Source organism: Malaciobacter canalis, assembly GCF_008000835.1.
Classification (GTDB): domain Bacteria; phylum Campylobacterota; class Campylobacteria; order Campylobacterales; family Arcobacteraceae; genus Malaciobacter; species Malaciobacter canalis.
In genome coordinates, this window is the sequence record NZ_CP042812.1 from 2,159,754 (window position 1) to 2,184,375 (window position 24,622).

Sequence of the window (24,622 nt, forward strand, 5' to 3'; positions counted from 1 at the left end):
GCTCCTTATTTTTCAATAAACTCTCTAAATTTTTTTGCTCCATCTTTACTTGAAGTAATGCTATCTTTTATATTTGTAAAGAAAAACTCAATTTTACTTTGTTCTTGAGTCTTCATACTTTTTACATAATCAAGATTTATTATATATGAACGATGTATTCTAAAGAAATTTGATGATTTTAACAAATTTTCCATATCAGATATCTTTTTTGCATAATATGAAAAGCCCTCTTTTGTTCTAAAAATTACTTCATTTAAATCAGCTTGAATATAAACAATATCTTCAGGCTTCAATAAATATGCTTCATCTCCATTTTTAGTTAAGAACTTTGTACTTTTTTCTTCTTTTTTATAAGAAATTGCTCTATTTATACTTTTTTGTAAATCCTCTTTTGTAAAAGGCTTTAATAAATAATCAATAGCACCAATTTCAAAAGCTTTTAAAGCATGCTCTTCATATGCTGTTTGAAAGATAACAAAAGCTTGAGCATTTAATGCAAATATTTCTTGTGCAAGTTCTAGTCCACTAATATCTGGCATATTAATATCTAAAATATAAATATCAAAATTATGCTCTTTATCTAAAGAATCAAACTCTTCTTTATTGTTTGCTACTTTATAATCATATTTAAGCTCATCAAGTAATCTAACTAATCTTTTTATTGCTAATTCTTCATCATCCATTACTAATATTTTCATTGCATCTTCCTATTGTGATTTTATAAGTTGGTATTTGACTATTTTCTAAAGAAATTTTTCCCTTACATAAAATTTGTAATCTCTCTTTTAAGTTTGTAAGACCTATTCCAAATCTATTTGTATTTACAGCTTTTCCATTGTTTTTTACATAAATTTCAAAATCTTTTTCATTTTCTTTTGCATAAATATCAATTATTAACTCTTTATTTGATTTATCAAAGCCATGTTTTATGGCATTTTCTACAAGCAATTGTATTGAAAATTTTGGAACTTGTCTTTTTAAAAACTCTTTATTTATATCAATATTTAAAATAATCTTATTTGAAAATCTTACATTTTCCAATGCAACATATCTTTTAAGATTATCTAATTCATCTTTTAAACTATTTAAAGCACTCTCTTTCATACTTTGCCTTAAGAATTTTGAAAGTTGCATTAAATTATCTTCTGCTTTATTAATATCTTCATGAAGCAATTCAACTAATGAATTTAAAGAATTAAATAAAAAATGTGGATTTAGTTGTCTTTGAAGTGATTTTAGTCTACTATCTAATAAAAGTCTTTCACTATACTCTTTTTTATTACTCATTTTTACAAATTGATACAAAAGTGCAGCAACAAAATATGTTAAAAAACCTATGAAAAATGCAAAAATCATATAACTATTTTTAAACTTTTCAAGCAAATAAATATCTAAAATATTACATAAATAGTAAGTCAAAAGAGTACCTAAAAAACCTGATAAAAAAGAGAAAATAACAGCTAAGAAAATCCAATATTTTCTTGAAAGTTTTGGTAAAATATAGTTATTTAAATATGTAATAAATGACATTGAAAAAATAAAGATATCAAAACCCAATAATGCACCAAAAATAACTGCATTTTTAAGTTTTTCATCTATTAAAAAGTAACTATATACGGATAAAACAATTGAAAAGAATATTGCTATTAAAAAAATAAAAAACCAATCTTTCAATCTTATTTGTAACTCTATATTTTGCATATTAACCTTTGTAAATTTCTAACTCCTAGCATAACTCCTGGCCAACCTTGAGCTGCAAATGTAGTATCACCCACATTGTATAAACCTTTTATTGGAGTATCGTTTGATGGAAGTTTATAAACTAAATTTTCATATTTTACTGCAATTCCACCTAAGCTTGTTCTATTAATATATTTTTTAAATGTTTGAGGAGTTGCTGCAAAACATTTTACAATCTCATCTTCTTGTATATTTAACTTTTCACATACAATTTTTTTAATTATATCTAGTAACTCTTGTTTTTTCTCTTTTGTTTGTGTAGTAAAAAATGCACTATTTGTATGCATAGAAATAGTAACACTTCCTTTCATTTTCTCATCATCATTACTAGAAAAAGAGACAAACATAGAGTTTGAGACTGTGTTTTTTAATCTATTTGGTAAGATAATTTGATAGTGATGGTCAAAAGTTTTATTTGTATCAAGCTTCATATAAACCATAAATGCTGATAAACCAAAATCAAATTTTTTGTATTTATTAATATAATCTTTAATAGTTTTATCTTCAAATAAATGAGCACTATCAAAAAGTGAACTATTTAAAACTATATTTTTAGAATGTAAAGACTCATTTTTACTATGAACAATGTATCCATTAGTTGTTTTTTCAATATTTTGTATAAACTCATTTGTTCTTACATCATCGATTTTTAAAGCCATTGAATCAAATAAACTTCCCATTCCACCATAAATATAGTAGTTATTCATAAACTGATAACCCAAGGCTAAAGCACAAGTTAAAAAGTTTATCTCATTTGTTTTTGCTTGAGATACTATTAATACTTGATTATTTATATAATCCAAATACTCTTTTGAAATGCCATTAAAAAACTTATCTATAAATTTATCTGCTTTTGTAAATAGAAGTGATGAGAACTCAAAAAAAAGATTTTTAAATGAATATAAAGACTTAGCTTTAGAAAAAAGATTTTTATTTGAGTAATAATAATCATCAATTTGAAAAAATCTATTTGTTATAGAAAAAATCAATTCATAAAACTCCTTATTCTTTTTATGATAAAATACACTATTAATCTCATCAACAAAAGCATCTAAATCTCTTAATCTTCTTATTTTTTTATTTCCAATTAAAACAGTTAAAGATGAGTCAAGTAATTGTTTTTTAAAAGTAACCTCATTTTTTTTAAAAAAATCATATAAAAAAGTTCCATCTTGGTAACCTGCAAAAGTAGTTGCCCCTGCATTATAATAATACTTGCCTCTTTTATAAGTAGAAGAGCATCCACCTAAATATTGCTCTTTTTCAAATAGCGTTACATCAAAATCTTTATTTAATGCTAAAGCAGCAGAAGTTCCACCAATGCCTGCTCCAATTACTGCAAAATCTTTCATGTTATGTTCCCATCTTATTGTACAAATCTTTGATTACTTCACTCATTAGTATATTAGGTGCTTTTGCTACGATATACTCTTTAAATCCTAATTCATGTGCCAACTCTTTATATTCAACATCAAGTTCAAACTCTGTTTCAGAGTTATCAATAGTAAAAGCAATTGGATAAATAATCACTTTTTTCAACTTTAAAGAAGCTAATTTATCTTCTAAATATGGCTTTATCCATTGCATTGGTCCAACCCTTGATTGATAAGCTAAATGTGTCTTATGAAAATTTATACCTTGTTTTGCTAACTCTTTTCTTGCATAGTAAACATTTTGTTTTATATTTTTTTGATAAATATCTCCATTATCAATTATTTTTTGAGTTAAACCATGGGCTGAAAAAACAAGTTCATATTCATTTGGATCTTTATCTTTTAACGCTTCTTTGATTCTTTGAACAATGGCTTTATTATAGTTTTCATTAGAGTAGTATTTATGTACAGTTTGGATTTTATTTTCCATTTTATATTTTTTTGCTTCTATAAATAAATCATCAAAAGATGAAGCAGTTGTTGTAGTTGAATAATGTGGATATAAAGGAATAGCAAAAACTTTATCATAATCTTTAATATTTGGTAATACATCTTTTGCAAAAGGAGGTGTATATCTCATCACATAAAAAATATCTGCATCAAGTTCATTATTTAAAATATTTACAAGTTCTTTTGTATAGCCAATTATTGGTGATTTTCCACCTAATTGTTTATAATTATTTTTCGCTTCTTTTAATCTACTTTTTATGATTATAAATGCAATTAATTTTCTAATTAGCTTTGGTGCTGAAATTATTCTTTTATCATTAAACATATTTTTTAAAAAAACTTTTACTTCATCTAAATTATTTGGTCCACCCATATTAAGTAATAGTATGGCTTTTTTCATATTATTTGCTCCACTAATTTTTTACATTATAATCTTTATTAGTGAAGTATTGTAGTTAAAATTTGTTAGTTAATAATATCTTTGCTATTAGTTTATTTTTTAGTAAAATCAATACCCTTGGGGATATTGATTTTAGTTTTAGTAGTCTTCTTCATCATCATAAGTATAATCAGCATCATATGCATCATAATCAACAGTAAAGATTTTAGAATATCCTAATTTTTCAAGTTCAGCATCAATATTCTTTTCAGAAAGCCTATTTTTAACTCTTTGCATAATTAATTCAATATGCTCTTCTTCCACATTGTTTGCTCTTAATTCATAAATAATTGATAATTGCACTGTTTCCCTCTTAAAGTAAATACAATCATAACTGCTTTACAGTTTTGTAAAGCGACGTATCTTAAAACTTTAGATACACCAAACGAATAAACTACAAATTATAAAATAAACTTTCTTTAAAAAGCAAGATAAACTTATACTTTTTATAATGTTACATCATATCCTAGGTCTTTTAGACCTTTTTTATCTTTTGTCCAATTCTTTCTTATTGAAACAAAAAGTTCTAAATAACACTTTTTACCTGTTAATTTCTCTATTTTAACTCTAGCATCTTTACCTATTCTTTTAATAGCAGTAGCACCTTTTCCTATAATCATACCTTTTTGAGTACTTTTTTGTACAACAATTGTTGCTTTAATAACATCAATATGATCTTTTTCTTCAACTTTTTCTACAACAACATCTGTTTCATAAGGTATTTCATCAGAGATATTTTCAAAAATTGATTCTCTAATGAACTCTTTAAAGATATCTCTTAAAGTTTCAGTTGTCATTATTTCAGGATCATAAAGATAAGGGTGTTCAGGTAAGTGTTTTACAACCTCATCTAGAATATCTGCATGAGTTGTTGCTTTTTTTATTGATACAGGAATTACAGCTTGATATTTATCACTATACTTTTCATACTCTTTCATCTTAGCTAAAACTTCATCATTAGTTATATTATCAATTTTTGTTAATAAAAGTATATGATTTGTATTTTTCTTGTTCTTTTGTAAAAAATCCTCATAATGAGTAAGTTTATCTGTAACTGGTGCTAAAAATAAAATCAAATCACAATCACCCATAGCTTTTAAAGCCTCATCAAGCATAAATTGATTTAATAGTTTTTCAGTTTCATGAAGTCCTGGTGTATCCACAAATATAATTTGGTCATCTTCATGCATAACTATTATATTTGATCTTTTTCTTGTAGCATTAGCTTTGTGTGAAACCATTGCAAGTTTTTCACCAACAAGCCAATTTAATAATGAGCTTTTACCTGCATTTGGTCTTCCAACCACAGATACATAACCGCATTTTGTCATTGATTCTCCTTAAGCTTTAAAAGCTTATTTTATTAATTTTGTATAATACCATTTTTGTTATTACAAAGGTGTAAACTAATTATTTTTATATTATGTCTTACTTTATTATCTTTTTCTATAACTTAATGCTTTCATTAAATCTTCTTTTGTAATATTTTCATTATTATTCAAATCAGCGATTGTTCTTGATACTTTTAAAATTTTATTAATACTTCTAAAAGATAGTTTATAATTTACTATTGCTTTATTAAGTATTTCACTTGAACTATCATCTAATTTACAAAATTTTTTAATCTCTTTATCACTTAACTTTCCATTTAAATCATTTTGGGCTCTTTGTTTTTGTTTTTTAAATGCACAAATAACCCTTTCATGCAATTGCATTGAATTATAATAAACCTTTTCATTAACACTTGGTTCATTCATCACTACATATAAATCAATTCTATCTAACAATGGTTCTGAAAGACGGTTTTTATATCTTTGAACTTCTAAATCACTACATCTACAATCTTTGCTAATTGAAAGTAAGTTTCCACAAGGACAAGGGTTCATTGCACTTATAAATAAAAACTTCGTATCATAAAGAACTTTTGAGTTTACTCGACTAATTAAAACTTTAAAATCTTCAAGTGGTTCTCTTAAAGCTTCTAAAGTACTTTTTGAAAAATGAGGAAGTTCATCAAAAAACAATATGCCATTATTTGATAATGCAATCTCACCAATTTTTGCACTATTGCCACTTCCACCTCCAAATATCGAAGATTTTGTTGAGCTATGATGTGGAGCTCTAAAAACTCTAATTGGAGAGAAGTCTATGGGTTTTAAATCAATTGATTGAAGTTTCGCTTTTTCTAATATCTCTTCTAAACTCATAGGTGGCATAATAAACTTTAATCTTTTGCTAATCATACTTTTACCACAACCAGCACTTCCTTCAAATAGTATATTATGACTTCCAGCAGCTGCAATTAATGAAGCCTCAATAGCGTATTTTTGCCCCTTTACTTCATTGAAATCTAGTTCATAATCTTTTAAAAAATAGTATGATTTATTTAAAATAGAAAAACTCTCACACTCAAAACTTGAAGATATATATTTGAATTTTTCTTTATTATCAAACTTAAAAAACTGCATAGCCATATCTAAATTATCTACACAATAGATATTTATATTTGGAATTTTTGAAAGTTTTTTTGCACTTTCTTTTGATACTAAGACATTTTTTACAAGTTTTTGTTTTGTTAAAGATAAAACAATAGGAAAAATACTACTACTATCTTTTATTTTTCCATCTAAACTTAGCTCTCCAAATATATAAAAATCGTTAAACACAACATTTGTTTCATATAAAGCTATTAAAAGTGCAATTGCCAAATCAAAGTGTGTACCACTTTTTTGAATTTCAGAAGGAGACAGATTTATTGTTATTTTTTTTGCAGGAAATTTAAACTCATTTGATAATAAAGCAGACTTTACTCTATCCCTTGACTCTTGAATTATATTTGATGCTAATCCTACAATTGTAAATGATGGTAAGCCATTTGTAAAAGATGCTTCTACATCGACGCTTTTTGCTTCAATAGTTTGTAGTGTTGCTGAATTTATGATTTTCATTTATATCCTAAATAATAATTTTATTTATTATATTTAGATTTTACATAAAATTTCAACTTTTTAAAACTCAAAAAGTGTTAAAATATTTGAATATTAGTATTAAAAAATTATAATTTATAAAATCTAGATAATATTTGAAATTTATATTACAACTTTTTTCAATTATTATGCAAAATAAATAAATAAAGGTAAAATTTAAAATGACACTTTTTACATCAAAAGAAGATTCTGCCAGACTTAAAGCTTTAGAAGAAAACTATGCAATTATTAGCTTTAAAACTGATGGAACAATAAAAACAGCTAATAAAAACTTTTTAAATGCTTTAGGCTATGATGATATTGAACAAATCAAAGGTAAGCATCACAGCATTTTTTGTGATAAGAACTATGCAAATAGCAATGATTATAGAAATTTTTGGAAAGATTTAAATGAAGGGCTAACACAAACATCTGAGTTTAAAAGATATAAAAAAAATGGTGAGTCTATTTATATACAAGCATCATATACTCCAATCAAAGATAAAAATAACAATGTATATGAAATAGTAAAATTTGCACAAGATATAACAAAAAGAAAAATTCAAACATTGGATTATACAGGTCAAATAGATGCAATAAGTAAGTCTCAAGCTATTATTGAATTTAATACAGATGGTATTATTTTAAACGCGAATCAAAACTTTCTAGATACTTTAGGTTATAGTTTGAGTGAGATTCAAGGTAAACATCACAGTATTTTTTGTGAAGAGTCTTATAAAAACTCTATAGAGTATAAAAAGTTTTGGGAAAAATTAAATAATGCAGAGTTTGATTCAGGTATTTATTTAAGAATTGGCAAGAATAATAAAAGAATTTGGATACAAGCTACATATAATCCAATACTAGATGAACAGAACAAACCTTTTAAAATTGTAAAGTATGCAACAGATATAACAGAAAGAAAAAATCTTATTTTTGATATTGATGAAAATGTACAAAAAGTTACAAAATCATTGGACAATTTATCTTTAGCTGCTCAATCAATGTCAAATGAAGCCCAAATAACAAAAAATGGTTCAGAAGAAATATCAGTATCAATTACACAAATCAATGAAGCAGTAAATGATGTATCTACAAAGATACAAACAATGCTTACATCAATAAAAGAGATATCAAGTACTTCTTCAAAAGCAGAAGAGATTACAAAAATTGCACAAGAACAATCAAAAGAGACAACAAATGCTATGATGAAACTAAATGAAGAGTCTGAAAAAATTGGAGAAACTATCAATCTTATTACACAAATAGCATTTCAAACAAATATTCTAAGTCTAAATGCAGCAGTAGAAGCAGCAACAGCAGGAGAAGCTGGAAAAGGATTTGCAGTAGTTGCACAAGAAGTAAGAAACCTTGCGAATAGATCTGATGATGCTGCAAAAGAGATTACAAGTGCTATTGAATTAATACAAACTTTAGTTAAAAACTCTTTAAGTTCAATTGGCAAAATAGATAATACAATTGAACAAATAACGCACATGTCAACAGATATCTCAAAATCAATGTCAAAACAAGAAGATATCTCAAATGAGCTTTCAAATACTGCTTTTGAAGCTAGTCAAGGTGTAAATGAAGTAACACAATCAATGGCAAATGTTTCAAATAGTGCACACAATAGTGGAGATAAATCAAAAGAGACTCTAAGTGCAACAAAAGAGTTAGTTGATGTATCTTCAAATCTAATAGCAATCTTACAAAAACTAAAATAAATTTAAAGGCAAACTTTGTAGTTTGTCTTTTTTATTGATTATAATCAAGACAAATATTATCCTATTTTATTATACTTCTAAAAAATTAGGAGTTATAAAATGCAAACTTTAAAATCACTATATTTTAGAATGACAATTGTACATTATATTGGTATGATTGTACTTCCTTTAAATGCAATACTTTTTACAGAAAACAAAACTGCCCAAGCTATTCAAGTAATAATTGCAATTGCTTTAATATTTCATGAATTTGACGAAAGGAAAAATGGTAAACAATTATCTTTAAAACTTATAAATTTTCTAAAAGATATGGATAATCCAAATACTAAATTTGATACAAATACATCATTTTCAAGTGAATATTCAAAAATAAAAGAGATAATTGATCTAAGAGAAAAAAAACAAAATATAAAAAAAGAAGAAGAAAAGATTTTGATAAATGAAGCAAAAGAAGTTATGGAAAGTTTAAAAAAAGGAGTCTTTTCAAAAAAAATCACAAAAAGTTCATCAAATCCTTTTTTAGAAGAGTTTAAAAATAGCGTAAATGATATGATTAGTAATACAAAAGAAAATTATGAAATAATAAATAAACAATTAATTGAGTATACAAATTATAATTATACAAAAAATATAAAAATTAACAATCTTGAAAATAGTGGTGAATTCTTGCATATGATAAACTCAATAAATAGTTTAAAAAGTGCAATTGTTTTGATGCTAAATGAAAATAAAACAAATGGACAATCACTTATGCACTCTTCAAATAAACTTCTAAATAGCGTAAACAAACTAAATGAAACATCTACATTTACAAAAGAAAGCATAAAAGACACAAGCCATGATATTCAAGATGTTACAGAACAAATAAAAAGTATATTTGATACTACAAATAACATGTCAAATCTTGCTAATAACCTTACATCATATGCTTTAAAAGGTGAAGATTTAGCATTTAAAACAAATAACTCAATAGAGCAAATAAATGATAAAGTAAAAGATATTAATAAAGCTATTACAACAATTGATCAAATAGCTTTCCAAACAAATATTTTAAGTTTAAATGCAGCAGTTGAAGCAAGTACAGCAGGAGAAGCTGGAAAAGGTTTTGCAGTAGTTGCTCAAGAAGTAAGAAACCTAGCTACAAAAAGTGCTCAAGCAGCAAAAAAAATAAAAAAACTTGTAGAAGATGCTAATGTAGAAGCAAATGAAGGAAAAACAATTTCAAATAATATGATTGAGGGATATGAAGATTTAAATACTAATATTAATAAAACTATAAATTATATAAAAGAAGTTACAACTATTTCAAAACATCAACAAAATACAATCTTTAAAATAAATGAAAAAATAACTAGCTTAAATAATGAAATTGAAACCAATTCCATAATATCACAAACTACAAATGAAATTGCAAATGATAATACTTTACTTGCAAAAAAGATTGTAGAATATACAAACAATAAACTATTTTAATAGTTGAAGTTTTTTAATTAATTCTTTTTTTAATTTTAATAAAATATTTAAAGAGTAGTATTTTAAACAAAAAATAGGAAAAGAGTATGCCTTTAATTAAATGTCCAGAATGTGATTATGAAATCCTTGCAAGAATAGGAACAATTTGCCCAAATTGCGGTCATACAGTTAGTTATTTTGAAGGAGACAAAAATAGAAAAAGATATGGTAAGTTTTTTGCTTTAAGCTTGATTATTCCATTTTTTTCTTTTGCTATGATACTTCTTACATCACCATTTAAATCTGCACTTACAGTTGCAACAGTTGTATATGTAATCTTAGCTTATATGTCATCACCTTTAAGATATAAAGAGATATTTTTTACAACTTTTGAGAAAATTTTCTTTTGGAGTATTTGGTTATTGTCAAATGCATTGTTAGTTACAATGCTTTATAATCTATTTAATAAGTAAAAAAGCTAAAAACTATTTTTTAGCTTTTAGCTTTTTCTTCCACTCTTTTTCAAACTTTTTTCTTTTAATAATAGATAAATTTTCTATAAAAAGATGTCCAGTTAAATGTTCCATTTCATGTTGCCATGCAACTGCTATAAAGTCTTGTGCTTCGATTTTATGTTTTTTGCCAAATCTATCAAAAAACTCTACAACTATATGTTGAGCTCTTTTTACTTCTTCGTTAAATCCAGGAACACTTAAACATCCTTCTACATTTACTTGTTCACCATCTTTTTCAACAATAACAGGATTAATTGCTTCTATTAAGTCTTCTTTATTTTGAATATCATATTCATCAGGAAGATTAATAATTAAAACATTTAGTGGAACTGCAACTTGTATAGCAGCAAGTCCAACTCCACTTTCTGAAATCATTGTATCGTACATATCATCTAAAAGAGTGTGAAGTTCTTCGTCAAACTTCTCCACATCTTTTGATTTTGTTCGAAGTAGCTTATTTGGATATGTTATAACTTCTCTAATCATTGTTTTACTTATGACTTGTAATTACTTTATCAATTAACCCATATGTGCAAGCTTCATCAGCACTCATAAAGTTATCTCTATCTGTATCTTTTTCAATAACTTCTAAAGGCTGACCTGTTTGCTCAGAAATAATCTTATTTAAGCTATCTTTCATTCTTTGAATCTCTTTAGCTTGAATTTGAATATCAGTAGCTTGTCCTTGTGCTCCACCTAGTGGTTGGTGAATCATAATTCTAGAATTAGGTAAAGAGTATCTTTTCCCTTTTGTTCCAGAAGATAATAAAAATGCTCCCATTGAAGCAGCTTGACCTACACAAATAGTGCAAACATCAGGTTTAATATAATTCATAGTATCATAGATTGACATACCACTTGTAATAACTCCACCTGGAGAGTTGATATAAATATAAATATCTTTTTCTGGATCTTCTGCTTCTAAAAACAATAATTGTGCAACTACTGTTGATGCTACTTGATCATTAATTTCACCACTTAACATAATAATTCTGTCTTTTAGAAGTCTTGAATAAATATCATAACTTCTTTCGCCTCTTCCACTTTTTTCAACTACGTATGGTATATAACTCATCTTTTATCCTAGTAAATTATTTTCCTAATTTTTCATCTAATAATTTTGTAATAACTTTATCTTCAATCATAGACATTTTTATAGCTGGTAGGTATCCAGCTTCTTGATACTGTTTTAATACATCTTGTGGATTTTGTCCCATTTGCATTGATTCATAATAAATAACTTGAGTTACTTCTTGATCACTTACATCAATACCCTCAGCTTTTGCTAAAGCATCAACAATAAATGTAGCTTTTACAGATTTTTGTGCATCTTCTTTTAACTCTTCTCTCATAGATTCAACTTTTGAAGCATCTTCTTGTAAAGCTTTAATCTCTTCTTCACTCATAGATCTAACTTTGTTATTAAGTGCATAATTAATCTCTTGCTCAATTACAGAATTTGGTAATGCAAAATTTAACTCTTCAACTAGTTTATCTAAATAAAGAGGTTTTAACTCTTCTCTATAATATTTAGCCATTTCTGCATTTTTAAGTTGTTCTTTAATTTTCTCTTTTAAAGTATCAACAGTTGCATCTTCTTCATTTGGTAACATTTTTTTAGCAAATTCATCATCAATCTCTGCTGCAACTTTTTCTTGAATTTCATGTAAAGTTACTTTAAATACAGCCTCTTTTCCAGCTAAATCTTTTGATTGGTACTCTTCTGGGAAAGTAACAGTTACTTCTTTTTCTTCTTCATATTTCATACCAATAATTTGTTCTTCAAATCCTGGGATAAAAGAACCTGAACCAATCTCTAATGGATACTTTTCAGCTTTTCCACCCTCAAATGCAACACCATCAACAAAACCTTCAAAATCAATAACAGCAAAATCACCATCTCTTACCATTCTTTTTCTTTTGATTTTTTCTAATGGTGCAGAAGATTTAGACATTTCTTCTAATCTTTCAGCAATCTCTTTTTCATCAATTTGCTTATCTTCAACTTCAGGAATTAATGCTTTATAATCACCTAAATCAACTTCTGGTTTGCAAGCAACTTTAATCTCAACATCAATATCACCATTATCTTTTTTATCAAATTTTGTAACCGCTGGCTCACCAACTAAGTCATCATTTTTAATATTTAATTCTTCTAAAGATTTTGCTAAAATATCTCTTAATACATCACTCTCTGCATCTTGCTCTAACTTATCAGCATATCTTTGCTTAACAATAGCCACAGGAACCTTACCTTTTCTAAAACCTTGAATATCAAGTGTTTTAGCAGCTTGCTTAGCTACCTTGTCTAAGTTTTTTTCAATTAAGTCTTTTGATACCGTTGCAGTAACTACTGCATTAGCTTCATCAACTTTTTGTGCGTTAAATTCCATTAAATCTACTCCGAAAATATAATTTTATGCGATTTTATCTAACTATTACTAAAGCTTTAATAAAATTGGTTTTTACAAAAGGAGTATCAAGTTGCAATTTTTATATCCAAACGTACTATTTTTTATGTTAATACCAACAATATTATTAGCTTTTTTCATCACAACTAACAAAAAATCGATGCAAAAACTCTTTACACAAGAAGCACTAAATAAACTTACAGTTAACAATAAATTTATGAATCAAAACACAAGAAATATTCTATTTTTTATTGCAGTAATACTGATGCTTATTGCATTGGGGCGACCAGTTATAGAACCAAAAGAGCAAGAATTAAAACAAGAGCTAATTTCATATACAATTGCTTTAGATACATCAAAATCAATGCTTGCAGATGATATTAAGCCAAATAGATTGACTTTTGCAAAGAATAAACTTTTGAAGTTATTGGATTTATCTAAAGATAAAGTTGTGTCTGTTATTCTTTTTTCTAATTCATCTTATATTTTATCTCCTTTGACAAGCGATATAACTTCACTTAAACAAATAGTTTCAAGAATAGATGAAAAATATACTTTTGATAATGGTTCAAGTTTACAAGTAGCTATAAAAAGTGCATCAAAACTTTTAAAAAATATACAAACAAAAAATCTTATAATTTTAACAGATGGAACAGATAAAAATAGTTTTGAAGAAGAAATAAAACTTGCAAAGGATTTTAATATAAATATTTATATTATAACAACAGCAAGCAAAGAAAGAACACCAATACGATTAGAAAATGGAAAATTTTTAAATGATGAAAATGGAAATATTGTAACTGTAGCATTAAATGAAAATATTAAAAATCTTAGCTTAAATACAAATGGAGCATATATAAACTATACAATTGATGATTATGATATAGAAAGTATCATAAAAACAGTTGAAAACAACTCAAAAAAACAAAATACTACATCAAAAAAATTCAAAGTTTATACTGAACTATTTTATTATCCTTTAGCCCTAGCATTGTTAATTTTACTAATAGCCTTCTCTTCTTTGCCAAAAAGTAGATTCTTACCTTTTATTTTGATTTTACTTATACAATATGATTTAAAAGCTTCTATTACTGACTTTAAAACAATAGATAAAGCACAAGAAGCCTATGAAAAAAAAGATTATGAAAAAGCAGCTAAAGAGTTTAAAAAAGTTGCAAAAACTCCCCAAGCTTACTACAATCTTGCAAACTCACTTTATAAACAAAAAAAGTTTAAGCAAGCATTAGAAAACTATAAAAAAGTTATAAGTTCAGATGAAAGCTTAGAGTTTAAAAAACTTCATAATATGGGGAATAGTTATACCAAGCTAAATCAGCTAGAAGAAGCAATAAGAAGTTATGAAAAAGCATTAAAATTCAAAGAAGATAAGCAAACTAGACAAAATCTAGATATTGTAAAAGATGCTTTAAAAAAACAAAAAAAACAAGATTCAAAAAAGAGTAATGAAAAAAACAATAAGCAAAAGAATAAAAACAATAAAAATAATGAAAATAAAAAGCAAGAAAATGATAAACAAAATTCTAATCAAAATCAAAATACTAAAAATAAAAAAGACGAAAAGAATAGTTCTTTAAAAAATTCCAAAAATAAAGAAACTGAAAAAAATAAAGAAAATAAAGAAGCTAAAAATGAACAAAAAGCTGAAAATAACAAGATAAACAATAAAGAAAAAAAATCTCAAATATCAAAAATAAGTGAAAAAGAGATTTCAAATAGAGAAGAAAAAAAATGGCTAAGGCAATTAGAAAAAAATGAGCTTGAAGTATTTCTAAAAAAAGATGAAGAATCAAATGAAAAGACTAAATGGTAGAATAAATCTAGCCTTTTAGTCTTTGTATTACAACTTTTGGAATTTTGTTTTCTTTATTTGCTTCTTTCATAAGTTCTATATACTTTTTATAGGCTTTTTTTGCATTAAATCTATCATAACTATCCCAGTATGCATCACCTAAATTATAATAAGCAACTACTCTTTTAGGATAAACTTCTAAAACCTTATTTAATAAATATACTGCTTCATCACTTTTTCTTTTTTGTTGTAAATAGTAAGCAATATTATTATATAAAGTAACCGTTTTACTACTAATTGGTATATTATTTGTCAATTTTAAAAAATAAATCAAATCATAATCTTTTAAAGCTTTTCTTGATTTTGTTTGTATATCTTTTTCTAGATATTTCAAAACTTTTCTTTCATTTGTATTTATACTTTTAAAGCTATCATCCACACTTACTTTTTGCATAACTTTTTGAAAATATCTTAAGTTACCACACTCTTGAATTAAATCTTTATAGTAATTAGTATTAGAGTACTCTTTTTCAAGCTTTTTGAAAAACTCTCCATAACCTTGAACTATATATTTTTTATAATCATTTATACTAAAATAATACAACCTCTCAAATGAGTAAGAATCATAATTTTCGTAATAACTCTCTTTTTTAGAGTTTTTTAAATCATATAAAGCCAACTCATTTTTTGCAAGTGAATATAAAATCTTTGCTTTTAATTCACTATTCTTTGAAGTTTGCAATGCTTTTTTATAATGATTTATTGATGTTTGTATTCTTTCTTTTTCTAATTTTAAACTTTTAAAACTATAGCTACTTTTATAAATAGTTGTTAATTTTGCTGAGTTTCCAAAATAACTTAGATTATAAATAGCTGTTGCATACTTATAGTTTGTCAAAGCATCATTTGGATTATTTTTAAGTATTTTTTCAAGGCTAAGTAAGTGTTCTAAAATCTCTTTAATAGTTTCTTGATACTTTTCACCTTTTCTATTATTCCCTTTTATTGAGTTTTCAAAAATACTAAAAGTTACTTTATCATTTAAAATTTCACTATTTGTATCTAATGCTTCTTTAAATTTAAAGTTGTTTATCAATCCATACACTTTCGCATTTTCAAGTGTTTTTTGAATATTTTTATTTTTAAGTTTTAAAACAATATAGTTTTCAAAACTATTATTTGTTTTATTTTTAATTAATGCATCAATTTTATTTACTCTATTTAAATCTAAACTTCTTTCATCAAAATAATCCATTTGTGACATAAGATAAGATTTAAACTTTAAATTACTATTTTTATATAGTGTTTTTAACTTATAAAAAGTATATTTCTCAACAGATTTAAAAGTACAACTATTGTCTGATAAAAGATTTAATTTTTCATATATTTTTTTCTCAACATCACTATTTATTTTTTTAATATCATTTAAAAAAATTATATAATCTAAATTTTGAACTTCATGAGAAGAACTATATTTTTCTTTTAAAATACTCAAATACTGTTTTGCTTGTTTTATATTATTTTGATAATATGAGAAAAAACCAAGTGTTAAATTTACTAAATACATATCATCTTTTTTTACAGTTTTTAAATAGTCTATAAAGTTCGTATAATCAATCTTTTCATTTTTCCCATAAAGATCATTTTCAATATCAAAAAAGCTTTGTGATTTTAATAATGCTTTATATAAAAGCAACTCATAATATTTGCTATTTATATCAAGTTTTGCAATATTTTTAAGTTCATGAATAATATTTGCATTTTTACTTAAACCTCTTATTGCGTATAGTTTTGCTATTTCATCTTTATTTTTACTAAGATTAACTAACTCATCCCATTGTTTTTGTGTTTTAATATACTTAAAATTATAAAAGGCTAAATGCCAGTTGATTCTATCTTTTGAGAATAGTTTTGAAAACTCATAAGTTCCTTTTACAATTTCACCTTTTTTAATAAGTGCTCCTGCATAAATTCCAAGAATCCAATCATCAATAATAGTTTTATTTTTATCTTTTAAAAGATAGCTATATGTATTATAAATATCCAAAGGTTTTAAGTTTTTATAATGCGCCAATCTTAAAGCTAGAAAGAAATATCTTTTTTTTAAATAATTAGATTGTACTTTTTCTAAATTTTCCAAAGCTTCTTCTATTAAAAACTCTGGTTTTATAGCATTTTCTTTCTCTTTTTTTGAATAATTGTTATAAAAAGATGATGATACATGAATCTCTTGCTTTTTTACAAAAGCCAAATATCTTAATATATCTTCATTTTTTATCAAATCAACTTGCTTATTTTTATAAATAATATTTTCAATTTGTTCTTTTGAGAGTTTATTATGTAATTGCTCTTGCCATAAGTTTAAATTTGCTTCTTTTGCTCTTTTTCTATAATCATGTATTATTGTGTTATAAGTTGAAGCGAACTCCAAGTTTTCTTCATATTTTGCAAAAGGATAATCTCTTTTTTCTAAAAATAAAAATCTTCCATCATCATACCAAAATCCCCCACAAGAAAATAAAAATACTTTGAAAAGTATTATCATAAAAAATGTTCGAATAATCATCTATATACCTTTTAGTAACTTTTGTAAATCATACTTATTTTTATATTTTATTGTATAAAAAACTACCTCATCAAATCTATTATTACTTATTTTAAAAAAATCTTCTAATGCAATTTTTAAATCCTGTTTTTTTGAATCTTCAAATCTAAAAATATCATCTTCATAAACATATCTGCCTTTAAAATAGTGACTTTGTAAAACTTTAAAATACCCATTTTTAAGCTTTTCAAATTTTTCATCAAAATCAGTTTGAACTATACCCTCAAAAATATCAAGTGGTTTTTTATATCTAAATTGTACTGCTTGAGAATATAAAGGAAGTGCAAGTTTTAGTTTTAAAGGATATTTATCAAAATTGTATTGATATTTTTTTGCAATATTATTATCTAAAATTGAATTTTTTGTATTATAATCTCCAATATAAGACATATTATAATACATCAGTAAACCATAATCCACACTAGGCACTCCAGTTTTTTTATAATACTTAATTTGATGTAATCTTATAGTTGCACTAAGTTTTTTATTAAGGTTTGTTTTTAAAAGCTTTAAAAATTTAAAATAGTTAGCCTTTGAATTTAGTGACCAATCACAATCTATTTGTAATTCATCATAAGTAAATCTATAACTATCTAAAGCTTTTAAAACTTTTGAAGCTAATTTATTTGCTTTTACAGTTTTCATTGTTTTATTAGTTATATAAATTACAGGAATAAAATTTTTTGGAGGTTTTACATCAAATCTTGTTTTTATAATTTCTAATTTATTAGAATAATCAATATCTAGAACTTTTATATAAAGCTTTTCTTTATTCTCTTTTATATTATAACTATTTTCCCAGTGATAAAAACTATATATTAAACTATTTTTATTTTGTTTAGATATATATAAGATTGCTAATAATAGTAGCAAAATAGTAAATAAAAGTATTAGGTATTTTTTTTTCAATATATTTCCAAAGAAAAAAGCAAAAGCTTTTTTCTTAATAGTTTTGAGATTTTCTCATTTGCATTAACTCTTTTTGAACAGAGATATTTATTTTCTCATTTGGTTGAAAATCTAATGCATAATTTCTTCCATCATAATCAATAGAATTTAAAATAATTTTCACAGCTTCCAATCTTGCTTTATGTTTATCATCACTTCTTACAATATGCCAAGGTGCACTTCTTGAGTTTGTTCTTCTTAACATCTCATATTTTTTTTCAGAAAATTCAGTCCACAAATCTTGTGCTTGCATATCAACTTCTGAAAATTTCCATTGTCTTAAAGGATCATTTATTCTTCTATCAAATCTTCTTTTTTGCTCATCTTTTGACACAGAAAAGTAAAGTTTAATTAAAACCATACCTTGTCTTACTAAATCTTGTTCAAAATTAACAACATCTTCCATAAAAATCTCATACTCTTCTTCAGTACAAAATCCAAAGATTGGCTCAACCATAGCTCTATTGTACCAACTTCTATCAAATAAAACTATTTCTCCACCCGTTGGAAAATGTTCAATATATCTTTGCAAGAACCACTGATTTTTTTGTGTTTCAGTTGGCTTACCAAGAGCTACAACTCTGTAATGCTTATTATTCATATATCTTGTAATTCGTCTAATAGCACCACCTTTTCCAGATGCATCTCTACCCTCAAATAAAATAATCATTCTTTTATTTTCATTTTCAAGATAATTTTGAAGCTTAATAAGCTCTATTTGATACTGTTTTAACTCTTCAGCATCATATAGTTTTTGAACACCATCTTTTATTACTTCTGAATCTAAAGTCTCAAAGTCACCTAATAATGATTTTAAAAATTTATTTTCTTCTTGTAATTTTTCTAATTTTTCATTATCACAAATATTATCATTATTTGGTTTTACTTCAATTTTTTCTTTTTTCTCTTCTACAATTATTGAATCTTTAAACTTTTGCATTAAATTTAAAGCACTTTTTTTTGTAAGATTGTCTTTTTTTGTATAACCTAAAACTTTAACATATCTTTTTCTTTCATGTTGAAATCTTGCAATATATTTTTTTCCAAAAGTCGGATGGGCAACTTTTGATACATACAATCCACTATAGTTTGTTTTCTCAAAATCACTTAAGTTCATCTTTATTCAGCCTTTGCAAATTTATTTTCTTTTTCCATTAATTCTATTTCTCTAGTTCCATCAATTACTATAGTTGGATCTACTTTTATTTTTTTTGAATCAATTTTATTTGGATATTTTACTTGTGTTAAAATATGTTTAATACAATTGATTCTTGCTTTTTTCTTATTATCACTTCTTATTATTGTCCATGGTGACATATCTGTATTTGAAGCCATAAGCATTGAAAATTTAGCAACAGTATATTTATCCCATAAATTTTGTGATTCTTTATCTACAGGAGATAATTTATACTGTTTTAAAAGATCATATTCTCTTTTTTTAAATCTTCTTGCTTGTTCTTTTTTAGAAACAGAAAAATAAAACTTCAAAAGAATAATCCCAGATTTTACAAGCATTTGTTCAAACTCTGGAACTTCTTTTAAAAACTCATGATGCTCTGCTGTAGTACAAAATCCCATTACAGGCTCAACCCCTGCTCTGTTATACCAACTTCTATCAAATAAAACTATTTCTCCAGCACTTGGAAGATGCTTTGTATATCTTTGAAAATACCATTGTGTTGTTTCAATATCACTTGGTTTTTCTAAAGCAATAACTCTTGCACCCCTTGGATTTAAGTGTTCAGTGATTCTTTTAATAGTACCACCTTTTCCAGCTGCATCTCTTCCTTCAAAAACCATAAGAACTTTTAGACCTTTTTCTTTTACATAGTTTTGAAATTTCAAAAGCTCAATTTGTAAAGTTGTCAACTCTTTTTCATACTCTAAAGTCTCTTTTTTTACCCAAATTTGAACTTTTTTCCCTTTCTTTTTCATCTCTTTTCTTTTTCTTGAAAAGTTATTTGGTTTATGCTTCTCATCTTTATTTGTATCTATTTCTTCTTGATCCTTGAACTCTTCATTTATAATACTTCTATCTCTTCCCATACAATATATCCTCTAGTTATAATCTTGCCTCATAATTATTATATCCAAAATTTTTTACAATTTGGTAACAACTATTGTCTTTTTTTATAACAATTGATGGTAACTTAATTCCATTGAATGTAGTTGTTTTAACCATAGTATAATGTATCATATCCTCTAAAACTATTTTACTTCCTACTTTTAAAGGCTCATCAAAAGAGTAATCTCCTATAATATCACCAGCTAAACAAGTATTTCCACCCAATCTATATGTATATTTTTTTTCATTTGCTAAACCACTATTTCTTATATCAGGTCTATATGGCATGGCTAAAGTATCTGGCATATGTGCCTCAGCAGAGGTATCCAAAATAGCAATTTTCATCTCATTATCTACGATATCTAAAACTGTTGCCACTAGGTACCCTGTTTGCCAACCTACTGCTTCTCCTGGTTCTAAATAAACTTTCAAATGAGGATATCTTTGCTTAAAATCTTTAAGTAAATTAATAAGTCCTTTAACATCATAATCCTCTCTTGTAATATGATGTCCTCCACCAAAATTTACCCACTTCATAGAAGATAAATACTTGCCAAATTTCTCTTCAAAATTCTTCAAAGCTCCTTGTAAAGCATCTACATTTTGTTCACACAAAGCATGAAAATGTAATCCATCTACACCATCTAACTCACCATCTAAAAAGTTTTTCTTTGTAATTCCTAATCTTGAATAAGCACCACAAGGATTATATAAATCAACTTCAACAGATGAATATTCTGGATTTACCCTAAGACCAATAGAAGCTTTACCTAAAGCTTTTTCTTTAAACTGTTTTAATTGATTAAAAGAGTTAAATACAATATGGTTTGATAAAGATACAATCTGCTCAATCTCTTCTTCTTTATAAGCAGGAGAATATGTATGTACTTCTTTTTTAAACTCTTTTGATGCCAATATGGCTTCATGAAGCCCTGATGCACAACAACCTTGTAAATATTTTCTACAAAGTTCAAAAGTAGATTGTAAAGCAAATCCTTTTAAAGCTAAAAGTATAGTTACCCCAGCTTCTTTTTGTACATGAGAAAGAAGCTTTAAATTTTTTTCTAATAAAGCTTCTTCACAAACAAAACTTGGACTTGGTAATTCATTTATGTTATTAACTGTTTTCATCATTTTCAATTGCTTCAAAATCCTCTTTTGTTACCCCACAATCAGGACACTGCCAATCATCTGGAATATCTTCAAAAGATGTTCCAGGCTCAATTCCACCATCTGGATCTCCAAGTTCTGGATCATAAACATAATCACAAACTATACAGATATATTTTTGCATAACAGACTCCTTTATGTTTTGTTTATTATGACTTAATTAAGACTTATAAATACTTAAATAAAACTACTCTACTGGTAATTCTAATATTTTCCAAGGAAGACCTTGAGTCATCAACTCATCCATAAAAGGTTTTGCTTCAAACTCTTCAATATTAAATACACCTTTTGATTTCCATATACCTTTGTATAACATTTTTGTTCCAATCATAGCAGGTACTCCAGTAGTATAACTTACAGCTTGTGCTCCTGTTTCTTTATAGCACTCTTGGTGGTCACATATATTGTAAATATAAACTCTCTTTTTTACTCCATCTTTAAGACCTTCAATAATACATCCAATATTTGTTTTACCAACTGTTCTAGGACCTAAACTTGCAGGATCTGGTAATAGTGTAGTTAAAAATTCAATTGGAGTAATCTCTACGCCTTTATGCATAACTGGTTCAATTCCTAACATACCTACATTTTTTAAACAATTCATATGAGCTATATATGAATCACCAAATGTCATAAAAAATCTAATTCTTTTTAAACCTTTAATATTTTTAGATAAAGACTCTAACTCTTCATGATATAGAAGATATGAGGGCTTAACTCCAACTTCTGGATAATCATGGTCAACTCTTATTTCTAATGGTTTTGTTTCAATCCACTTACCATCTTCCCAATATCTACCATTTGCAGATACTTCTCTTAAATTTATTTCAGGATTAAAATTTGTGGCAAAAGCATATCCATGGTCACCTGCATTACAATCCATAATATCTATATAATGAATCTCATCAAAAAGATTTTGTTGAGCATATGCACAAAATACACCTGTAACTCCTGGATCAAAACCACTTCCTAATAAAGCCATAACATTAGCATTTTTAAACTGCTCATCTCTTGCCCATTGCTCTTTATACTCAAATTTAGCCTCATCTGGATGTTCATAGTTCGCAGTATCAACATAATCAACGCCTGCTTTTGTACAAGCATCCATGATAGTTAAATCTTGATAAGGTAAGGCTACATTTAATACAATCTTAGGATTTACTTTTTCAATAAGTTTTATTAACTCAGGTACATTATCAGCATCAATAGATGCAGTTTCAATATCAACTCCAACTCTTTGCTTAATATCTTTAGCAATATCTTCACATTTTGAAACTGTTCTTGAAGCTAAAGTTATCTTTTCAAATGTATCAATATTCATAGCACACTTTACCGTGGCAACTCTACTTACTCCACCTGCACCAATAATTAAAATACCTTTTTTATCCATTTAAAATCTCCAATTAAAATATTCGCAATTATAGACTTTTTTTAGTAAATTATAATTGAAAGTAGAAGAATCAAATAAAGATAAATAAAGATTTTCATATTTATATTAAGTTTAAGCTTATTACGATAGAATTCACTACTTAATTATGGGGATGATATGGCTTCGATTAGAGCATTGAGGCTTGATTGCATGTCGGCCTGAGCATGCCGTTACGCGGCTCATTTTTTTTAGACGCAAACAATACAAATTACGCTCCAGCTTACGCAAAAGCTGCGTAAGTTTAACAACTTATAGACTCCCTTCGGGTTGAGTCTTTGGAGACTCGCACTACTGATTCTATCTAAGTAGATTATCGCGGGTTCACCCTAGATAGATTACTTTTAAAGGATTGATTTGACTTTAAAAGGACACTTTAAAATCTTAGCTTTTTAGTTGCCTTGCAGGTTGAGCTGCTAGAAAGTGAAATTTTTCAACCTCACTAAGCATGTAGACGTCAAGAGTAAATGTTTTAAGACTCCGGTTCGATCCCGGACATCTCCACCATACACTTTTCAAAAAATCAATCCCTATTAATAGGGACTTCTTTTAACTTTTATCGTTTGCTGTCCCACCGATGTTGCACAGTAAATTTAATAAATTATAACCTATAAATACTTTATTTAATAAGTCTTAAGATAAAATTATTAAAACAATATTAGGGACTAAGATGAATGAGTATAGAAAAGAAAGAATTATTTTAATAATAGAAAATATTTTCATTTATTTACAAAAAAATATTTTCCCATTTGTACCACAAACTATTGGGTTTTTATTCTTTTTATATTTATTTCCTATCTTTTGTCTTCTAATGGCTCCTTTTATTGAAGGAATATTAAAATTCGCTACATTGAACCCAAGCTATATTATTAATGATGAAATATCATATATTGGAGGAGGGATTTTATTAGGTGCCTTTATATTTCCATATTTTTCAATGTGTGATATAAGGCTTGACGAAATTGGAATGCCAAGATATACATTTAATTTTTGGAAGCTTCTTTTTGGGCTTTTTATTTCGCCACTAATTATTGGAGCTTTAATAGACTTTTTTATGCCTGAATTAACCATATCAGATTTATTTTCTTTTATTGTAAATAAAAGTACTTATATCACTGAATATATACAACAATCAATAAATGTAGATGATTCTTTTTATTTTGAAATTCTTACAAAAATAATTCCAGTAGCTGTTTTAACTATTATTGCACTAAAATATTTACTATACTGGCTTATCATGTTATTTGTTAACTTTATAACTATAAACTTCAAATTACTAATGATAATAAATTCATTGCCTGATACTTTTTATTAAATAAGACAAGGGGGAACAGAGAAAACCAACAAAGTTGGTTATTCTCTTGTTCCAAACTATTTAAGATAACCAAATGATTTAATAATTTGTAAATGTTGTTCTTCTGAAACATAAGGTACTTGGATTAAATCTTTTTTAGATGTCAATCCA

The 24,622-nt window shown here is 26.1% G+C and carries 22 protein-coding genes and 1 other RNA gene; 6 read left to right on the forward strand and 17 right to left on the reverse strand.

Annotation, left to right across the window (positions count from 1 at the left end; translation table 11 throughout):
• Positions 1-5: 5 nt before the first annotated feature.
• From ACAN_RS10755 to ACAN_RS10785, 7 genes are all read right to left on the reverse strand, one after another.
• Positions 6-698: a LytR/AlgR family response regulator transcription factor gene (locus tag ACAN_RS10755; RefSeq protein WP_099334742.1), complete on the reverse strand. Its 693-nt coding sequence runs from the start codon at positions 696-698 to the stop codon at positions 6-8.
• Entirely contained in the window at positions 676-1,701 is a 1,026-nt protein-coding gene (locus ACAN_RS10760; RefSeq protein ID WP_099334743.1) for a sensor histidine kinase, read from the reverse strand. Before ACAN_RS10760 ends, ACAN_RS10755 begins: the two co-directional genes overlap by 23 nt.
• A complete protein-coding gene (locus ACAN_RS10765; RefSeq protein WP_099334744.1) occupies positions 1,689-3,092 on the reverse strand; it encodes a phytoene desaturase family protein in 1,404 nt (467 codons plus the stop codon). Before ACAN_RS10765 ends, ACAN_RS10760 begins: the two co-directional genes overlap by 13 nt.
• 1 nt (position 3,093) lies before the next feature.
• Entirely contained in the window at positions 3,094-4,023 is a 930-nt protein-coding gene (gene hemH / locus ACAN_RS10770) for a ferrochelatase (RefSeq protein ID WP_099334745.1), read from the reverse strand.
• A gap of 138 nt (positions 4,024-4,161) precedes the next feature.
• The gene (locus tag ACAN_RS10775; protein ID WP_099334746.1) at positions 4,162-4,365 is read right to left on the reverse strand and encodes a hypothetical protein; all 204 of its coding nucleotides are present in this window, start codon (positions 4,363-4,365) and stop codon (positions 4,162-4,164) included.
• Between the two features lie 143 nt (positions 4,366-4,508).
• Complete coding sequence (gene era / locus ACAN_RS10780) at positions 4,509-5,393, reverse strand: GTPase Era (protein ID WP_079579001.1); 885 nt, start codon at positions 5,391-5,393, stop codon at positions 4,509-4,511.
• Between the two features lie 105 nt (positions 5,394-5,498).
• Entirely contained in the window at positions 5,499-7,010 is a 1,512-nt protein-coding gene (locus tag ACAN_RS10785) for a YifB family Mg chelatase-like AAA ATPase (RefSeq protein ID WP_099334747.1), read from the reverse strand.
• Positions 7,011-7,210: 200 nt separating this feature from the next.
• On the opposite strand from ACAN_RS10785, the gene ACAN_RS10790 reads away from it, so the two are divergent.
• The 3 genes from ACAN_RS10790 to ACAN_RS10800 all read left to right on the forward strand — a co-directional run bounded on the left by ACAN_RS10790 (position 7,211) and on the right by ACAN_RS10800 (position 10,680).
• Positions 7,211-8,755, forward strand: a complete 1,545-nt coding sequence (locus tag ACAN_RS10790) for a methyl-accepting chemotaxis protein (RefSeq protein WP_099334748.1) — start codon at positions 7,211-7,213, stop codon at positions 8,753-8,755.
• A gap of 99 nt (positions 8,756-8,854) precedes the next feature.
• Positions 8,855-10,228, forward strand: a complete 1,374-nt coding sequence (locus ACAN_RS10795) for a methyl-accepting chemotaxis protein (RefSeq protein WP_099334749.1) — start codon at positions 8,855-8,857, stop codon at positions 10,226-10,228.
• Between the two features lie 86 nt (positions 10,229-10,314).
• A complete protein-coding gene (locus ACAN_RS10800) occupies positions 10,315-10,680 on the forward strand; it encodes a hypothetical protein (protein WP_079578993.1) in 366 nt (121 codons plus the stop codon).
• Positions 10,681-10,692: 12 nt separating this feature from the next.
• Here the strand turns inward: ACAN_RS10800 and def are convergent, their stop codons facing one another.
• The 3 genes from def to tig are packed head-to-tail and all read right to left on the reverse strand — an operon-like array spanning position 10,693 to position 13,115.
• Positions 10,693-11,208, reverse strand: a complete 516-nt coding sequence (gene def / locus ACAN_RS10805) for a peptide deformylase (protein WP_079578991.1) — start codon at positions 11,206-11,208, stop codon at positions 10,693-10,695.
• 4 nt (positions 11,209-11,212) lie between these two features.
• Complete coding sequence (gene clpP / locus ACAN_RS10810) at positions 11,213-11,797, reverse strand: ATP-dependent Clp endopeptidase proteolytic subunit ClpP (protein WP_079578989.1); 585 nt, start codon at positions 11,795-11,797, stop codon at positions 11,213-11,215.
• Between the two features lie 16 nt (positions 11,798-11,813).
• The gene (gene tig / locus ACAN_RS10815; RefSeq protein ID WP_079578987.1) at positions 11,814-13,115 is read right to left on the reverse strand and encodes a trigger factor; all 1,302 of its coding nucleotides are present in this window, start codon (positions 13,113-13,115) and stop codon (positions 11,814-11,816) included.
• A 91-nt stretch (positions 13,116-13,206) separates the two neighbouring features.
• On the opposite strand from tig, the gene ACAN_RS10820 reads away from it, so the two are divergent.
• The gene (locus ACAN_RS10820) at positions 13,207-14,964 is read left to right on the forward strand and encodes a VWA domain-containing protein (protein WP_099334750.1); all 1,758 of its coding nucleotides are present in this window, start codon (positions 13,207-13,209) and stop codon (positions 14,962-14,964) included.
• 7 nt (positions 14,965-14,971) lie between these two features.
• Here the strand turns inward: ACAN_RS10820 and ACAN_RS10825 are convergent, their stop codons facing one another.
• From ACAN_RS10825 to ACAN_RS10855, 7 genes are all read right to left on the reverse strand, one after another.
• A complete protein-coding gene (locus ACAN_RS10825; RefSeq protein WP_099334751.1) occupies positions 14,972-17,509 on the reverse strand; it encodes a tetratricopeptide repeat protein in 2,538 nt (845 codons plus the stop codon).
• Complete coding sequence (locus ACAN_RS10830; RefSeq protein ID WP_099334752.1) at positions 17,510-18,457, reverse strand: hypothetical protein; 948 nt, start codon at positions 18,455-18,457, stop codon at positions 17,510-17,512.
• Between the two features lie 34 nt (positions 18,458-18,491).
• The gene (gene ppk2 / locus ACAN_RS10835) at positions 18,492-19,613 is read right to left on the reverse strand and encodes a polyphosphate kinase 2 (RefSeq protein WP_099334753.1); all 1,122 of its coding nucleotides are present in this window, start codon (positions 19,611-19,613) and stop codon (positions 18,492-18,494) included.
• Between the two features lie 2 nt (positions 19,614-19,615).
• Positions 19,616-20,431, reverse strand: a complete 816-nt coding sequence (gene ppk2, locus ACAN_RS10840; protein ID WP_228150653.1) for a polyphosphate kinase 2 — start codon at positions 20,429-20,431, stop codon at positions 19,616-19,618.
• Positions 20,432-20,558: 127 nt separating this feature from the next.
• On the reverse strand, positions 20,559-21,695 hold the full coding sequence (gene nspC, locus ACAN_RS10845; protein WP_099334755.1) for a carboxynorspermidine decarboxylase: 1,137 nt from the start codon (positions 21,693-21,695) through the stop codon (positions 20,559-20,561).
• The gene (gene rd / locus ACAN_RS10850) at positions 21,679-21,855 is read right to left on the reverse strand and encodes a rubredoxin (protein WP_099334756.1); all 177 of its coding nucleotides are present in this window, start codon (positions 21,853-21,855) and stop codon (positions 21,679-21,681) included. Before rd ends, nspC begins: the two co-directional genes overlap by 17 nt.
• Positions 21,856-21,918: 63 nt before the next feature.
• On the reverse strand, positions 21,919-23,121 hold the full coding sequence (locus ACAN_RS10855; RefSeq protein WP_099334757.1) for a saccharopine dehydrogenase family protein: 1,203 nt from the start codon (positions 23,119-23,121) through the stop codon (positions 21,919-21,921).
• 147 nt (positions 23,122-23,268) lie between these two features.
• On the opposite strand from ACAN_RS10855, the gene ssrA reads away from it, so the two are divergent.
• Positions 23,269-23,664, forward strand: a transfer-messenger RNA (tmRNA) gene (gene ssrA / locus ACAN_RS10860).
• Positions 23,665-23,827: 163 nt separating this feature from the next.
• Positions 23,828-24,472, forward strand: a complete 645-nt coding sequence (locus ACAN_RS10865; protein ID WP_099334758.1) for a hypothetical protein — start codon at positions 23,828-23,830, stop codon at positions 24,470-24,472.
• The last annotated feature ends 150 nt before the right edge of the window (positions 24,473-24,622 follow it).

What these genes read in the sequence shown, in the direction of transcription:
- ACAN_RS10755 (WP_099334742.1), bottom strand. Translation starts at nt 698, where the DNA reads ATGAAAATATTAGTAATGGATGATGAAGAATTAGCAATAAAAAGATTA.
- ACAN_RS10760 (WP_099334743.1), bottom strand. Translation starts at nt 1,701, where the DNA reads ATGCAAAATATAGAGTTACAAATAAGATTGAAAGATTGGTTTTTTATT.
- ACAN_RS10765 (WP_099334744.1), bottom strand. Translation starts at nt 3,092, where the DNA reads ATGAAAGATTTTGCAGTAATTGGAGCAGGCATTGGTGGAACTTCTGCT.
- hemH (WP_099334745.1), bottom strand. Translation starts at nt 4,023, where the DNA reads ATGAAAAAAGCCATACTATTACTTAATATGGGTGGACCAAATAATTTA.
- era (WP_079579001.1), bottom strand. Translation starts at nt 5,393, where the DNA reads ATGACAAAATGCGGTTATGTATCTGTGGTTGGAAGACCAAATGCAGGT.
- ACAN_RS10785 (WP_099334747.1), bottom strand. Translation starts at nt 7,010, where the DNA reads ATGAAAATCATAAATTCAGCAACACTACAAACTATTGAAGCAAAAAGC.
- ACAN_RS10790 (WP_099334748.1), top strand. Translation starts at nt 7,211, where the DNA reads ATGACACTTTTTACATCAAAAGAAGATTCTGCCAGACTTAAAGCTTTA.
- ACAN_RS10795 (WP_099334749.1), top strand. Translation starts at nt 8,855, where the DNA reads ATGCAAACTTTAAAATCACTATATTTTAGAATGACAATTGTACATTAT.
- ACAN_RS10800 (WP_079578993.1), top strand. Translation starts at nt 10,315, where the DNA reads ATGCCTTTAATTAAATGTCCAGAATGTGATTATGAAATCCTTGCAAGA.
- def (WP_079578991.1), bottom strand. Translation starts at nt 11,208, where the DNA reads ATGATTAGAGAAGTTATAACATATCCAAATAAGCTACTTCGAACAAAA.
- clpP (WP_079578989.1), bottom strand. Translation starts at nt 11,797, where the DNA reads ATGAGTTATATACCATACGTAGTTGAAAAAAGTGGAAGAGGCGAAAGA.
- tig (WP_079578987.1), bottom strand. Translation starts at nt 13,115, where the DNA reads ATGGAATTTAACGCACAAAAAGTTGATGAAGCTAATGCAGTAGTTACT.
- ACAN_RS10825 (WP_099334751.1), bottom strand. Translation starts at nt 17,509, where the DNA reads ATGATTATTCGAACATTTTTTATGATAATACTTTTCAAAGTATTTTTA.
- ppk2 (WP_099334753.1), bottom strand. Translation starts at nt 19,613, where the DNA reads ATGAACTTAAGTGATTTTGAGAAAACAAACTATAGTGGATTGTATGTA.
- ppk2 (WP_228150653.1), bottom strand. Translation starts at nt 20,431, where the DNA reads ATGAAAAAGAAAGGGAAAAAAGTTCAAATTTGGGTAAAAAAAGAGACT.
- nspC (WP_099334755.1), bottom strand. Translation starts at nt 21,695, where the DNA reads ATGATGAAAACAGTTAATAACATAAATGAATTACCAAGTCCAAGTTTT.
- rd (WP_099334756.1), bottom strand. Translation starts at nt 21,855, where the DNA reads ATGCAAAAATATATCTGTATAGTTTGTGATTATGTTTATGATCCAGAA.
- ACAN_RS10855 (WP_099334757.1), bottom strand. Translation starts at nt 23,121, where the DNA reads ATGGATAAAAAAGGTATTTTAATTATTGGTGCAGGTGGAGTAAGTAGA.
- ACAN_RS10865 (WP_099334758.1), top strand. Translation starts at nt 23,828, where the DNA reads ATGAATGAGTATAGAAAAGAAAGAATTATTTTAATAATAGAAAATATT.